Here is a 14,848-nt window from a genome sequence, read left to right on the forward strand (position 1 = left end):
TATACCGTTAAAAAAAACAGATATTTACAAAAAACATTTTAAAAAGGAGAAAACTACTATGGGGTATGAAAGTTTATTTACACCTTTTAAAATCGGAAACATGGAAGTAAAAAACCGTATCGGTCTGTCTCCGATGGGAACAAACTCAGCATTTACTAACGGAAGAAAAGACGCCCAGGAAATCGATTATTTCATTGAAAGAGCAAAAGGAGGAACCGGTATCCTTTATATGGGATGTCAAATGTTAAACGAGCAGATCGCACAAGGTTCTATGGAAGGTTATCTTGATACATATACAGTCCTTCCTTCTCTGACATCTGTGTGCGACGGATGCCACAGATACGGTGCTAAAATTGTTTGTCAGATCAGCCCTGGTACAGGACGAAACGCATTTCCTGATACATTCGGAAACCCTCCGATCTCTGCATCAGCGCTTCCGTCTGTATTCAATCCCGACGTAATCTGCCACGCACTGACAAAAGAAGAAATCGCTCAGATGATGGAAGGATTCAAATTTGCCGCAGGCGTTGCAAGCGATGCCGGGTTTGACGCTATCGAAATCCATGCACACGCCGGATATCTGATCGATCAGTTTATGTCTCCTGTATGGAATAAAAGAACAGACGAATACGGCGGTTCTCCTGAAAATTGTGCACGCTTCCCGAAGGAAATCGTAGAAGCGATCAAAAGCGTAGTCGGTGACAGTATGCCTGTCATCTTCCGAATTTCTCTTGATCACAGATTTGAAGGCGGACGTACGTTGGAAGACAGCATGAAACTTTTAAAAGTTTTAGAAGCTGCAGGCGTAGATGCCTTTGACATCGACGCCGGATGTTATGAGACTTTGGATTATATCTTCCCTCCGTCTTATTTAGGAGAATCCTGTATGTCTTATGTATGCGCAGAAGCAAGAAAAGCTGTCAGCGTACCGCTTATTAATGCCGGATCTCATAATCCTGATTCCGCAGTTGAATTGATCGAAAGCGGAAATGTTGACTTTGTAAACATGGGACGTGCATTGATTGCCGATCCGTATCTTCCTAACAAACTGATGACAGGACATCCCGAAGATGTCAGACCTTGCCTTCGCTGCAACGAATATTGTATCGGGCGCATTTGGAATAAACATACAAAACTTAGCTGTGCGATCAATCCACAGGCAATGGAAGAAGTTCGGTTTGAGATCAAAAAGACAGACTCCCCGAAAAATGTTGTCGTAATCGGCGGAGGTCCGGGCGGAATGGAAGCAGCCAGAGTTGCCGCAATAGAAGGGCACAAAGTGACCCTGTTCGAGAAAAACTCAAAACTCGGGGGAGTTATGGGGGATATCTGTACTGCAAAATTTAAAAATAATATTAAAAAACTCACAAAATGGTACACCGTACAGTTAGAAAAACTAGGCGTAGACGTCCGTCTAAATACAGAAATAACAGGCGATGAATCAATCCTTGAAGAATGCGACAACATCATTATCGGATGCGGTGCCGTTCCTGTTACTCCTCCTATTCCGGGAATTGACGGAAACAATGTCATATCGATCTTAGACGCACACCGAGATCCTTCCCTCATAAAAGGTGAAAAGATCGTAATCTGCGGCGGAGGAGCTTCCGGTCTTGACGGAGCACTCGAAATCGCTTCTGAAATGGGCAAGAAAGTAACAGTCGTAGAGATGCTGCCGGAATGTGGAAAAGACGTATTCTTTATTAATAAAATCACATTGTTTACCAAACTTGCTGAAAACGGCGTTGAACTTATGACTAACACAAAAGTCGTATCCATTGAAGAGAATGGTCTGACCGTCGAAAAGCAGGACAAAACAACAGAGACAGTTCTCGCCGACACAGTCATTTCCGCATTCGGAATGAAACCTGTTCTTACAACAGTAGATGCTGTCAAAGCAAAATATCATCTCAAAACGAGAGTTGTCGGAGACAGCAATAAATTAGGTAAAATAGGCGAAGCTGTACGCGACGGTTTCTATGCGGCTACAAGTTTATAAAAATCATAAATTTTTAAGGTAATCGTAAAATTTTAAACTGATCATGATTTTTTAAGATGATCGTAAATTCTTAATCTGTGGCAAGAAAAACACCCACACAGGAGCATTTCTACTCTTGCGTGGGTGTTCTTCTTGCCACACTCTTTGAAGGTGTCACTCAAAAATTCTCGTTTTACGAAAATCCCTTTGTTGCACCGCCAAAAGCGAGGCTTTTCTACTGTCTGTGGGGTTTATTACAACCCTCTGTTCTTCTTTTCTGATTATCTATTGTACTTTTTCTTCTTATTTATAACCATTGAGCCGCCACTGACAACCAGCAGAGCCATCCACAAAGCAAGATTTGCTGTATCGCTGGTCTTCGGACTCCTGGCAGACGTTCCAGCCTTGGTGCTGCTATTCGTTGTTGTATTTGGCTTTGTATTTCCCGGCTTGGTATTTCCTGGCTTTGTATTGCCCGGCTTCGTATCACCCGGTTTTGTATCTCCAGGTTTTGTATCTCCGTTGTTATCTTTAGCTTTTTCCCAAACAGCTACATAAGTAACATCTCCTGTTACTTTTTCAGCAACAGCCGGCTTCCAGCCTTTGAAGACATATCCTTCTCTTGTCGGTGTTCCCTTGAAAGCAGGTGTATCGACTCCCGACAAAAGATTTCCGTATACCTGATCTGCAAAGATTACTTCTTCATCCACTCCGTCCGTATATCTGACGGTGTATTTGGTCTCCTCATCGTCTGCGATACCATTATTATTTTTATCTTCTCCCCACGTTGCTACATAGGTAACATCTCCTGTTACTTTTTCAGCAACAGCCGGCTTCCAGCCTTTGAAGACATATCCTTCTCTTGTCGGTGTTCCCTCAAATGCAGGTGTAGCCACTCCTGACAGAAGATTTCCGTATACCTGATCCGCAAAGACTTCTCCGTCTACTCCGTCCGTATACGTAACCGTATATTTCGTTTCTTCGTTGTCGTCAATGCCGTTATTATTTTTATCTTCTCCCCACGTTGCTGCATAGGTCGCATCTCCTGTTACTTTTTCAGCAACAGCCGGCTCCCAGCCTTTGAAGACATATTCTTCTCTTGTCGGTGTTCCCTCAAATGCAGGTGTAGCCACTCCTGACAGAAGATTTCCGTATACCTGATCCGCAAAGACTTCTCCGTCTACTCCGTCTGTATACGTAACCGTATATTTCGTTTCTTCGTTGTCATCAATGCCATTATTATTTTTATCTTTTCCCCACGTTGCTACATAGGTAACATCTCCTGTTACTTTTTCAGCAACAGACGGATTCCAGTCTTTGAAGACATATCCTTCTCTTTTTGGTGTGCCCTTGAATGCAGGTGTATCGACTCCCGACAAAAGATTTCCGTATACCTGATCTGCAAAGATTACTCCATCATTCACTCCGTCCGTATATCTGACGGTGTATTTGGTCTCCTCATCGTCTGCGATACCATTATTATTTTTATCTTCTCCCCATCTTGCTACATAGATCGCATTTCCTGTTACTGTTGCAGCAACAGCCGGATTCCAGCCTTTGAAGACATAGCCTGTTCTTGTCGGCGTTCCCTCAAATGCAGGTGTAGCCACTCCTGACAGAAGATTTCCGTATACCTGATCTGCAAAGACTTCTTCTCCGTCTACTCCGTCTGTATACGTAACCGTATATTTCGTTTCTTCGTTGTCGTCAATGCCGTTATTATTTTTATCTTCTCCCCACGTTGCTACATAGGTCACATTTCCTGTTACTGTTGTGGCAACTTCCGGATTCCAGCCTTTGAAGACATATCCTTCTCTTGTCGGCGTTCCCTCAAATGCAGGTGTAGCCACTCCTGACAGAAGATTTCCGTATACCTGATCCGCAAAGACTTCTTTTCCGTCTACTCCGTCCGTATATCTGACGGTGTATTTGGTCTCCTCATCGTCTGCGATACCATTATTATTTTTATCTTCTCCCCATCTTGCTACATAGGTCGCATTTCCTGTTACTGTTGCAGCAACAGCCGGATTCCAGCCTTTGAAGACATATCCTTCTCTTGTCGGTGTTCCCTTGAAAGCAGGTGTATCGACTCCCGGCAAAAGATTTCCGTATACCTGATCTGCAAAGACTTCTTCTCCGTCTACTCCGTCTGTATACGTAACCGTATATTTCGTTTCTTCGTTATCGTCAATGCCATTATTATTTTTATCTTCTCCCCACGTTGCTACATAGGTCGCATTTCCTGTTACTGTTGCAGCAACAGCCGGATTCCAGCCTTTAAATACATAACCTGTTCTTGTCGGTGTTCCGCCACTGAATGCCGGGGTAGCCACTCCTGACAGAAGATTTCCATGTACATCATCTGCGAAGACTTCTCCGTCTACTCCGTCCTTATACGTAACCGTATATTTCGTTTCTTCGTTGTCGTCAATGCCATTATTATTTTTATCTTCTCCCCACGTTGCTACATAGGTCGCATTTCCTGTTACTGTTGCGGCGACTTCCGGATTCCAGCCTTTGAAGACATAGCCTGTTCTTGTCGGTGTTCCGCCACTGAATGCCGGGGTAGCCACTCCTGACGAAAGATTTTCGTGTACATCATCTGCGAAGACTTCTTCGTCCTCAACTCCATCTGTGTAAGTAACAGTATAAGTAGTACTTTCATCCACGGTCTGAGTGATAGTAAAATGCAGAGTACGCCCCCCCCAATTACTGGTATAGTTCCAGCCTATGGACGAATTTAATCTACTGAACTGATAGGCCAGATCAATATCAAACGTAGCTGTTCCGTTCGTCACACCATCGGTTGTCACCACCGTCTGATAACATTTATACGTTCCCGGCCAGCCCGAAAGCGTGCTTGATCCTTCACTACCTTCAATCCCCTCAAGGATATTGTTGGGATCGTTAATATTGCAAACGTAATATTTATAGGCTGAAGGAATGATCTGATAGGTATTATTGCCATACTGCCACTGGATAAGTGGTAACACCGTATGCGTCAACCTGGTTTTACTTTCTGTTGCACTACCGTTGACATTAACTTCACCGTAGTAAAGATTATCAGCACACGTTGGTTCCTCATACACTCTGTCAACTGTTACCTTGCCACTAACATCAATATTTGCTGCCAATGCAGTTGTTGGAAACATGGAAATTATCATACACAACAACACGAACAGCGAAAGGAATTGCTTTTTCATCTTCTTCATCTTCTTCATAAGAAAAACCTCCATATTCAAATTTACAGGTTAAAGATGGCCCTGTATAGCCAGTAAAAAGTTACTTCAGACCAATGGTCTGAATGGAAAGCATGCTCAACAAATTCACTTCAAAAACTTCAAAAACTTGCGTTTCATCTCTCCTTTCACATCAAATTATACTTCCCCTCAAAACGAACTTATCACTACACATTATATATTTTATGCCAAAAAACGTAATTTTTCAATAGAATCGGTCAAAATTTGACAAAAATCTAAATATATAACATACAAAAACACAAAAAACTTTTCATTGTATCTATAAAAAAACATCTCCCCTTACACTTGAAATCCATACTCTTCTAGTATAAAATAATTGCGTTAATTATTTAACAGAATACACAGGAATGAGGAATTTACATATGGAAAACCATTTTAATACTCCGGCTGAAGTAGTAGATCTGAGTATCAAAGCATGTGAGAACAAAACAAAACTCCCTGTCGGGAAAATGATCCTTCTCGGTATTATGGCAGGGGTTTTTATCGCACTGGGCGGTGCTACAAGCAGCACAGCGGCACACGCAGTAGAAAATGTCGGAGTGGCAAGAGCATTGGCAGGTGTGATCTTTCCGGTCGGATTGATGCTGATCGTATTCTTAGGTGGAGAACTTTTTACCGGAAACTGTCTGATCATTATGGACGTATTTGACAAACGGGTAACCTGGGCCGGACTGTTCCGTGACCTTTTCATCGTATTTTTCAGCAATTTGATCGGTGCCCTCTGCGTGGACGTACTGATCGTTTTCAGCGGAAACTTAAATTACTCCGGTGGTCTTCTCGGTGCTTATACGATCAAAGTTGCTGTCAGCAAGATCGCGATCTCACCGGTACAGGGCATCACCTCCGGTATTTTGTGTAACATTCTTGTCTGCCTTGCAGTACTGATGGCGACTTCTGCACGTGATATTGCCGGAAAGGTATGGGCGATCTTCTTCCCGATCTGTGCTTTCGTTGTAGGCGGTTTTGAACACTGCGTTGCCAATATGTTCTATATTCCTGCCGGTATCATGGCTGCCATGAACCCGGATTATGTGGCAAAAGCAAAGGACGCTTACGGACTGACCGTAGAACAGATTGCTACACTGACACCTCTGCACAGCCTGCAGAATTTTATCCCGGTTACTTTGGGAAATATGATCGGTGGTATGTTGTGCGTCGGACTTCCGCTCTACCTGATCTACAAGAAAAAATGGAATTAATTTAGAAATAAATTACTGGATTTAGAAATAGAAATGGAAAAGGAGAATCTCTCACGAAACCCTTGTGAGCAGATTCTCCTTTTCTGTTGCACGATATTGAGCAGGCTGTCATCTGCTCAATTTGTATTCATCCCTTTACAGTCCGAACAGTTTCAATAACTTCTCCATGAAATTCAATTTTTCTCCGATACAAAAGACTCCGTCATCCAGACTTACGATTCCTTCATACAGATCCGAAGTTCCTTTCGTGTGCAAATACGGACAAATCTTTCAATTTGATGGTCAAATATGGTATAATAAAATGATATCGGGGTCAAACCCCCCCGACTTTGATGCCTTTACGTTTGTGATCGATTATGTAGAGGAGAATGCATTCTTTCTCTGTAATTTTTATTATTACTCTGAATATTTTGCTCCCCGCAGTACTTACTGCTGAAAGGTTATAATGGAAAAAATCAGTATTATCGTACCAATATACAACGTTGCACCTTATTTACCGGCATGTTTAGATTCTATTATTCATCAGACTTATCTTAACCTTGAAATTATTTTAGTTGATGACGGATCAACCGATTCCAGTAATAAGATCTGCGAACAATACAAGACTGTCGATCCAAGGATTCAGGTGATCCATCAGAAAAATCAGGGAGTCTCCACTGCACGAAATGCCGGATTGGCTCTTGCCGCAGGCCATTATATTACTTTTGCAGATGCTGATGACTTGCTTGAGCCATCCCTGCTGGCTGAATGTATAAAAGCAATAGAGACCGGACAGACGGATGTACTGTATCATGGATTTAAAAAGGATGTCTGGAAAAGCGGAAAAGTTTCCTCTTCTCTCAAGGGGATTCCGTCCTTTGAAGGAGTTCTTTCTAAAAATCAGATGAAAGACTACATCCTGGCACAAAAAGGAAATCTGAACGTCAATGTATTCAGCTATATTTTTACCAGAGAATTGATTGCAGATCTCCGGTTCAATCCAGATCTTCCCTATGCAGAGGATGCGGTATTCGTTATGCAGGCACTTTCAAAAGCCCAGACTTATTACTTTTCTGCAAATTGTGATTACCACTATAATGTCCGTGCCGGCTCTGCCGCATACCGCTGGCAGCCGAAACTGGTCGAATGCTACCGGAACAATTTCATGGAGACTCGTCATTTTCTGGAATCTCTGGAACTGACCTCGCGGGAGATGGAAGAGATTATGTCTCAAAAATATGTAGATGGGTATGCCTCTCTGGTCTATAACCTGTGTCTCCCTACCTGTACTCTTTCTTTAAAAGAAAAATACCGGATTTTACAGTCTGCCAGAACGGAGTTCCGGATCGATCATTATAAACGTTTTTATAGGCTGAAAGAAGCCGGACTTTTTCAAAAAGCAAAGACATTTCTTATTTTCCGGCATTTTGAAATATTTTTAATTTTATTTGGAACACTCTATTGTAAGAAGGGATAAATCATGAAGACTGAAGAAATTGATATTGTATTGGCCTGGGTAGACGGCTCTGACCCTGTATGGCGCGAAAAGAAAAAGGAACGTATGAGACAGCAGGGATTATCCGTCAAAAGTGATGACCGGGAAGAACGCTACCGGGACTGGGATCTGATGCATTACTGGTTCCGAAGCATTGAAAACTTTGCTCCATGGGTTCGTAAAATCCATTTTGTGACCTTTGGACATCTGCCTGAATGGCTGGATTCCAGTAATCCGAAATTACATATTGTAAACCATGAAGACTTTATTCCGGCGAAATACCTGCCTACCTTTAGCAGTCATCCCATCGAATGGAATTTCCATCGTATTGAAGGCTTATCGGAAAATTTTATCTATTTCAATGATGATATGCTCCTGTTAAAACCAGTGAAGCCGACGGATTTTTTCAAAAATGGAAAACCCGTTGATATGCTTGCACTGCAGCCCGATGTAACTAATGTGGACGACACAACTATGCCATATATCTACCTGAACAATGCCATGCTTCTGGCTAAATATTTTGACAAGCGGCAGAATATGAAAAAGCAGCCTGGGTCTTATTTTCACATTGGTTATCCTGCGATGTACTTTTTCTATAATTTTTTGGAGATCATGTTTCCACGGTTTACAGGATTTTATACCGTACATGGACCATCTCCGTTAAAAAAGAGTACTTATGAAACTCTTTGGAATCTGGAGGGAGAGTATCTGGATCAGGTATGCTCTCATCCTTTCCGTCACAGAGAAGACGTCAGTCAGTACGTTATCCGGGAATATCAGAAATTAAGCGGAAATTTTATCCCGAAAAATGTAAGAAAACTTTGCCGGTACTTTAATCTGGCAGAGACGAATCCTACTTTGACTGATACCATTATCCATCAGAAAAGTCCTGTTGTCTGTATGAATGACAGCAATCAGGAAATCCCTTATCTGAAAGTAAAGGAAGAGATTCAAAGAGCCTGTGAACAGATTTTACCGGATCGTTCTTCTTTTGAACGTTACTGAGATCACTCAGCGTTTATGCGGTGACTAAAATATTACTAAAAAATCTCCTGATTTTTCCCGTATATCTGGCAACGCAAAAATTCCCGGAAACAAACCGTTTCCGGGAATCTTCTTTTAAGAGGCGCAGACCGGATTTGAACCGGTGCATCAGGGTGTTGCAGACCCACGCCTTACCGCTTGGCTACTGCGCCTTACAGATGTTGCACCTGCAACATCTGTATTATAGCAAAATATATTTTTCAAGTCAAGATTTTCTGATCCTTTGATGTTGTCTTTTGTAACTTTTGTGCAAATGCTATTGACAAGTAAACTTGGCGTTAATATAATTAAAATATGCAAAGAAAACTTGGAATGGAGGTGCTTTTATGAAAAAAGATGAAATCTTAAACGCAAGTAGAAAAGAACATCAAAATAAAGACTTGGCGGAAATGGAAGTGCTATATTTGGCAGGAAGTCACGCAAGTAGGGTGGGTGCTTTTGTATGTTGTCTACTTTCTTTGCTATCCTCTATGCTTGCCCATACTAAGATTTACAGTCCTTGGGTTATATGCTTCAGTATTTTTGCTACACAATGGTTAGTTCGTTTTATCAAAATGAAACGAAAGAGCGATTTGCTATTGACCATTATGTTTTTCATTCTTTCCGTTTTGGAATTTGTTGGATTTGTTCGCCGAATTTTAGAGGTGAGCGTATGAAAGAACAATTACATCTGAAAAATCACTTAAAGGAAGTTCGTACAGCGGCAAATCTTTCTCAAGCTCAGCTTGCAGAAATGGTAGGAGTTTCAAGAAATACCATTAGTTCTATTGAAACTGGACAGTTCAACCCAACAGCAAAGTTGGCATTGATTTTATGTATTGCTTTAGACAAGAAATTTGAAGAACTGTTCTATTTTTAGGAGGTAATTATGGAGAACATTATGTTGTTGATTTTAGGAGTGTTCATATCTGTTATGGGAATCGTAAATATTAAAGGCAATATCAGTACAATTCATTCTTACAATAGGCGAAAAGTAAAAGAAGAAGATGTACCAAAATACGGAAAAGCCGTTGGTACTGGAACGCTGATTATAGGAATATCGCTTGTGTTGAGGTTTATAGTTTCATTTTGGAGTGAAAAAATTATGGGATTTGTCATTCTGCCAGCAGTTGTTGTCGGATTATGCTTTATGTTGTATGGACAAATTAAATATAATAAAGGGATTTTTTAAGGAACGAAAACTTTGAAGTTGTGGAGGTAAATTTTATGGGATTGTTTGGTAAAAGTAAAAAGGAACGAGAAAAAGAATATATGAGTAGAATAGATGTCCCGTCTTGCTTGAAAGAGAATTTTACTTTAACGGTAGATGAGATTTTTACGATTATAGGTGTAGGCACAGTGGTTACAGGGAATGTTGAAACTGGTATATGTAGAACCGGAGATAAGGCTTATATCAATAAAGCAAATGGAGAGATTTTGGAAACTGCAATTACTTCAATTGATGTGCACACAAAAGAACGAAGACCAAATGGTAGTGGCTACAAAACAGAACATATTGGAATTGGTTTGCGAGGAATTTATAAGGAACAATTAGATAAGGGTGATAAAATAATGGTAAAAAATGCCAATATGTATGGAATGTAACTATAAATCCCAGTTTGTCGAACCGGGGAATTTGAAGTTACCAAGCGGAACTGTAAATGGAGGAGAGTGTAAATGAAAACAAATGGGATAGTTTTGCTCACGTTCATTTTTCTGACAAGTACATTGTTCGGATGTGGAAAACAAGATGCGAGTGTGGGCTTGGAGAGTATTGATGTGCCGGAAATCGAAAAAATTGAACATACAGGAACTACAGGCGGGAAAGACGGTAATTATTCGTATTCTTTTTCAGATGATGAAGTTATCGAGTTTATAAATTTGTTGAATCAAGTAAAACTTGGTGACGAAGTAGACGAAAGCAAAGCAGTATCAAGTGGAGCTGTTTCTTATTATACTATTTATCTTGTGACAGATGAAACACTGACAATTAGTCCTGGTAAATATTTTAAAGTTGCGGACAGATATTATGAGTTTGATAATTATGATGAATTGTGGGATGAATTTATAGTATTTAACAGTATAAAGTGAAATGGCTGTGGTATCCGTATATTCCTTTCGGCAGGGTTACGCTGTTGCAGGGCGATCCGGGCGACGGGAAAAGCAAGTTAATGCTTTCCGTTGCCGCCTTGCTCTCTAAGGGAGAAGCCTTGCCTTTTACAGATGAAGATAGAGAACCAACCGTATTACGGCTTTCAATATACTCAATTTCAGGAAGATGGATCCGCCTGTGCAGTCTCCTCATATACCTCCAGCACTTCCTCCGCTGATCCATACTCCATAACCTCCGGCATCACATCCACCGGTGCATGCTCACATACCGGTTTCTTTAACTTTGCCCTGTCCCGCTCATAAGCATCACATAAAATGATCTTCCATTCAAAAAACCGTTGTGCTGCCCGCTGTCATTCGTGCTATACTGATTCTTATGAAGTGATGATTATGCTCTTATAAAATTATGATGTCGGGGGCAAAAGCCCCCGACTTTGATGCCTACGGATTGCTCCGTGCTACGCACATACTTATAAAATTTGTAAAGGAGTTGTTGAGCTATGAACCATAGAATCCCGGAAGAATTAATCGAATTTATCAAGGAAAGCCCTACTGCTTTTCATGCAGTCAGTGCCATGGCTGCCCGGCTTACAGAGTCCGGCTTTATCAGACTGGAAGAGGGAATGCACTGGAATCTTAAGCAGGGCGGTTCTTACTATGTGACCCGCAATGATTCCTCCCTGATCGCATTTACCATACCGGAGCATCCTTTTCAGGGAATGCGGATCATGGCAAGCCACAGTGACTCCCCGTCCTTTAAGATCAAGGAAAATCCTGAAATGGAATCCGAGGGGCATTATATCCGGCTGAATGTAGAACGCTACGGTGGAATGCTCTTTGCCCCCTGGTTTGACCGTCCACTTTCCGTTGCAGGAAGGGTGATCGTAAAAGATCCTTCCACAGACGGAAAGCCTTCTGCCTGCTTTCTGTCAAAGCTGGTCAATATTGACAGGGATCTTCTCATGATCCCTAATCTTGCCATCCACATGGATCGTGATGCAAATAACGGGCATAAATACAATGCTCAGAAAGATATGCTCCCTCTTTACGGTGATCTTACAGCAAAGAATACCTTTTTTCAGACCATCGCAGAGGCAGCCAATGTAACTGAAGATGAAATCCTTGGTCATGACCTCTTCTTATATAACCGACAGGAACCTTGTATCTGGGGTGCATCCCGGGAATTTCTTTCTGCTCCCCGGCTCGACGATCTCCAGTGTGCCTTTGCCTCCCTGAAAGGCTTTCTTTCCGGAGCAAAGGAAGATTATCTGGCTCTTCACTGCGTTTTTGATAACGAAGAAGTCGGAAGTGGAACAAAGCAGGGTGCAGCTTCTACCTTTCTAAAAGATACACTGACAAGAATCCACAGAAACCTTGGATATAATGAAGAGGATTTTCTTGTGCATCTTGCCAACAGTCTCATGGTCTCTGCTGACAATGCTCACGCAGTTCATCCTAATTATACAGAAAAGGCCGATCCAACGAACCGACCTTACCTGAATGAGGGAATTGTCATTAAATACAATGCCAATCAGAAATATTGTACTGATGCCGTTTCTGCAGCCATGTTCAAGGATATCTGCCATACCGCTAGTGTCCCGGTTCAGACTTTTACCAACCGTTCCGATATGGCAGGCGGATCCACACTTGGCAATATTTCCAACACGCAGGTTGCACTGAACACCGTCGATATCGGACTGCCGCAATTTGCCATGCATTCGCCTTACGAGACCATCGGTGTCGAAGATACAGAATATCTGATCCGTGCCGCCACAGAATTTTTTGCTTAATCCTATTTCAGATACCAGGGTCACAATATGAGCATAAAAGTGGGGCGTAAGCACCACGATATGTGAATCTTGGGTAGGATTGTGGGAGCACGTAGTGCGTAACAATCCGTAGGTATCATAGTCGGGGGCTTTTGACCCCGACATCTATTTCAGAGATGCCGCACTATCATCTGTTGCAGATGAGGGTACGGCATTTTCTTTTATACCCGCATTTTTTCCTGCCTCTGTGCGAACCGGTGTATAAACTGCATTGATCTCCAGCGTATCCTCCGTATGTGCCATCCACAAGGTGTAATCTCTGATACTCTTTTTTGTATACTGTTCCTGAACACAATACAGTTCCATCGTCTCAAAATCTATCAGTACCAGGTCGACAGGCTCCGGTTCTTTTCCCTCCTCACATTTTACCTCCATCGCTTCAGACAGCTTTTCCAGACAGGACTGACACAAAATCTGCGATGCCTTTTCCATGGAAAGTACTCTGTCCTCTCCATAATCTACTACGATTTCCGAAATACCCCGGAGACTTTCTGAACTACGCTCCAGAACTCTTCCATTTTTCCCAACCGTTGTCCTTGTCGTATTCTTTCCTTCTGTATCTTCCGGCATATTTCCTTTCTCATTTCCACTTTTGATCTTCAGATCCATAATGTACCAGTCATTCACACTGATGATACCAATCGCATCTTTTCCGCTGAACATCCCCGTCATACTTTCTTTTCTGCTGCCGCACAAAGCACATTCTTCCTGATCTGTCAGCTTTGTCTCAGGCACTTTGGGCTTTTGGAATGACCAGTCTGCTTCTCTCTTTGCAGAAACATCTTCTTTCTCTGATGCATTTGACCAGAACTGTATATATGCCCACCACAAAACACATACTATCACTGCGATCCCTCCCAGGATCAGCCATACCGTTCTTTTCTTCATACTACGATCATTCATGGATTTTTTCATTTTTCTTCATTATCTACCTCTCTTTATCCGGGTGCGTTGCACTCCTTATTTGTGGCGGTTTCGTTCATGGTCAGTGTGTGGAACTATCCTTATTTATGAATTATCATAAAAGATATATCAGGAGGAGGAGCAAAAGAATGGACTTACTTAATAGTAAAAGCATAGGAAGAACACTGAAAGAGCGTAGACTCCAACTGGGTTATACTCAGGAACTCGCCGCCGAGAAATCAGGAATCTCTTACTCCTACTATACCAAAATTGAACGAGGAGAACAACTTCCTTCTATAGAAATTTGTGTTCAGCTTGCACAGACCTTTCATCTCTCGCTGGATTACTGGCTGCTTGGTACATCTTCTGATGCGGAAATATCCTCTGAATTGATCGATCTTGCTTATTCTCTCAGGGAGATTGACCTGAATTCTTTAAGAAAAGTAGAGAAGCTTCTGCAAAAAGCAGAATTGCTTACAAAATAATTTTTCTTTGCATTATTTTATGATGCCAGGGTCAAAAGGTCTAAGCCCACATGAGCTTGCTCATAGGTAGGTGAAAGACCTTAGGACCCGCCCCGATATGAGCATAAAAGTGGGATGATAATCCCACGATATGCGAATATTGGGTAGGATTGTAGGAGTGCGTAGCACGGAGCAATCCGTAGGCATCAAAGTCGGGGGCTTTTGACCCCGACATCATAAGATATAGAAAAAGACGTTCCGGTGACAGAGTCACCAAAACGCCTTTTCAAGGGGCTGTTCATAATTCCAGTGCTTCATATCTGCTCCACAGATTGCAGCCGCTTTGATCTCAAGGATGATATCCTCCGGTCCGCATGTTGGATACGGTACTTCTACCAATTTGTAGCTTCCAAATTCTTTACCAAATCTTGCGATTGCCTTCATTTTCATAGTTCATTTCTCCTCGTCTGAATTTTGTTCTTAATGTTACATTTACTTTTTTCTTTTTCGGCCGAAATCATTTGTTTTTTCTATGGTTGTATTTTACCGCTTTTCTTTGTTTCAAAGAAAATAAGGGTATGGATTCTGGTTTTCAAATCCCAAATC

The 14,848-nt window shown here is 41.8% G+C and carries 14 protein-coding genes, 1 tRNA gene and 1 pseudogene; 12 read left to right on the forward strand and 4 right to left on the reverse strand.

All coding sequences use genetic code 11. From position 1 onward, the window contains the following. Positions 1-58: 58 nt before the first annotated feature. Complete coding sequence (locus NQ541_RS12010) at positions 59-1,999, forward strand: oxidoreductase (protein ID WP_005610660.1); 1,941 nt, start codon at positions 59-61, stop codon at positions 1,997-1,999. A gap of 260 nt (positions 2,000-2,259) precedes the next feature. Here the strand turns inward: NQ541_RS12010 and NQ541_RS12015 are convergent, their stop codons facing one another. Further along, on the reverse strand, positions 2,260-5,199 hold the full coding sequence (locus NQ541_RS12015) for an InlB B-repeat-containing protein (RefSeq protein ID WP_259936282.1): 2,940 nt from the start codon (positions 5,197-5,199) through the stop codon (positions 2,260-2,262). A 401-nt stretch (positions 5,200-5,600) separates the two neighbouring features. Between NQ541_RS12015 and NQ541_RS12020 the strand changes: the two genes are divergently transcribed. From NQ541_RS12020 to NQ541_RS12030, 3 genes are all read left to right on the forward strand, one after another. Next, the gene (locus NQ541_RS12020) at positions 5,601-6,437 is read left to right on the forward strand and encodes a formate/nitrite transporter family protein (RefSeq protein WP_005609956.1); all 837 of its coding nucleotides are present in this window, start codon (positions 5,601-5,603) and stop codon (positions 6,435-6,437) included. A gap of 445 nt (positions 6,438-6,882) precedes the next feature. Further along, positions 6,883-7,893 (forward strand): glycosyltransferase family 2 protein, encoded by a 1,011-nt coding sequence (locus tag NQ541_RS12025; RefSeq protein ID WP_005609953.1) that lies wholly within the window; start codon positions 6,883-6,885, stop codon positions 7,891-7,893. Between the two features lie 3 nt (positions 7,894-7,896). Further along, positions 7,897-8,916: a stealth family protein gene (locus tag NQ541_RS12030; protein WP_005609952.1), complete on the forward strand. Its 1,020-nt coding sequence runs from the start codon at positions 7,897-7,899 to the stop codon at positions 8,914-8,916. 119 nt (positions 8,917-9,035) lie between these two features. Here NQ541_RS12030 and NQ541_RS12035 read toward each other — a convergent pair. Next, positions 9,036-9,107, reverse strand: a tRNA-Cys gene (locus NQ541_RS12035). 174 nt (positions 9,108-9,281) lie between these two features. Between NQ541_RS12035 and NQ541_RS12040 the strand changes: the two genes are divergently transcribed. The 7 genes from NQ541_RS12040 to NQ541_RS12065 all read left to right on the forward strand — a co-directional run bounded on the left by NQ541_RS12040 (position 9,282) and on the right by NQ541_RS12065 (position 12,836). Beyond that, positions 9,282-9,611 carry a DUF6442 family protein gene (locus tag NQ541_RS12040; RefSeq protein ID WP_005609950.1) on the forward strand — a complete coding sequence of 110 codons (330 nt, stop codon included), beginning with the start codon at positions 9,282-9,284 and terminating at the stop codon, positions 9,609-9,611. Beyond that, a complete protein-coding gene (locus NQ541_RS12045; RefSeq protein WP_005609948.1) occupies positions 9,608-9,814 on the forward strand; it encodes a helix-turn-helix transcriptional regulator in 207 nt (68 codons plus the stop codon). The genes NQ541_RS12040 and NQ541_RS12045 overlap by 4 nt, the downstream gene beginning before the upstream one ends. 9 nt (positions 9,815-9,823) lie before the next feature. Next, positions 9,824-10,126: a hypothetical protein gene (locus NQ541_RS12050; RefSeq protein ID WP_005609947.1), complete on the forward strand. Its 303-nt coding sequence runs from the start codon at positions 9,824-9,826 to the stop codon at positions 10,124-10,126. 35 nt (positions 10,127-10,161) lie between these two features. After that, positions 10,162-10,539 carry a hypothetical protein gene (locus NQ541_RS12055; protein ID WP_005609946.1) on the forward strand — a complete coding sequence of 126 codons (378 nt, stop codon included), beginning with the start codon at positions 10,162-10,164 and terminating at the stop codon, positions 10,537-10,539. A 72-nt stretch (positions 10,540-10,611) separates the two neighbouring features. Further along, positions 10,612-11,025, forward strand: coding sequence for a hypothetical protein (locus tag NQ541_RS12060; protein ID WP_005609945.1), 414 nt, complete (start codon positions 10,612-10,614; stop codon positions 11,023-11,025). Continuing rightward, on the forward strand, positions 11,022-11,264 hold the full coding sequence (locus NQ541_RS13010) for an AAA family ATPase (protein ID WP_081442926.1): 243 nt from the start codon (positions 11,022-11,024) through the stop codon (positions 11,262-11,264). The genes NQ541_RS12060 and NQ541_RS13010 overlap by 4 nt, the downstream gene beginning before the upstream one ends. Before the next feature lie 282 nt (positions 11,265-11,546). Beyond that, entirely contained in the window at positions 11,547-12,836 is a 1,290-nt protein-coding gene (locus tag NQ541_RS12065; RefSeq protein ID WP_005610356.1) for a M18 family aminopeptidase, read from the forward strand. 144 nt (positions 12,837-12,980) lie between these two features. On the opposite strand, the gene NQ541_RS12070 is transcribed toward NQ541_RS12065, so the two are convergent. After that, the gene (locus NQ541_RS12070; protein ID WP_167528448.1) at positions 12,981-13,778 is read right to left on the reverse strand and encodes a hypothetical protein; all 798 of its coding nucleotides are present in this window, start codon (positions 13,776-13,778) and stop codon (positions 12,981-12,983) included. Between the two features lie 149 nt (positions 13,779-13,927). Here NQ541_RS12070 and NQ541_RS12075 point away from each other — a divergent pair, with 149 nt between their 5' ends. Continuing rightward, positions 13,928-14,263: a helix-turn-helix domain-containing protein gene (locus NQ541_RS12075; protein ID WP_005610362.1), complete on the forward strand. Its 336-nt coding sequence runs from the start codon at positions 13,928-13,930 to the stop codon at positions 14,261-14,263. Positions 14,264-14,539: 276 nt separating this feature from the next. Here the strand turns inward: NQ541_RS12075 and NQ541_RS12080 are convergent. Then, positions 14,540-14,686 (reverse strand): annotated as a pseudogene (locus NQ541_RS12080) (alcohol dehydrogenase); the annotation flags it as partial. Positions 14,687-14,848: the final 162 nt, after the last annotated feature.

The sequence above is a fragment of the [Ruminococcus] lactaris ATCC 29176 genome, from assembly GCF_025152405.1.
Taxonomy (GTDB): domain Bacteria; phylum Bacillota; class Clostridia; order Lachnospirales; family Lachnospiraceae; genus Mediterraneibacter; species Mediterraneibacter lactaris.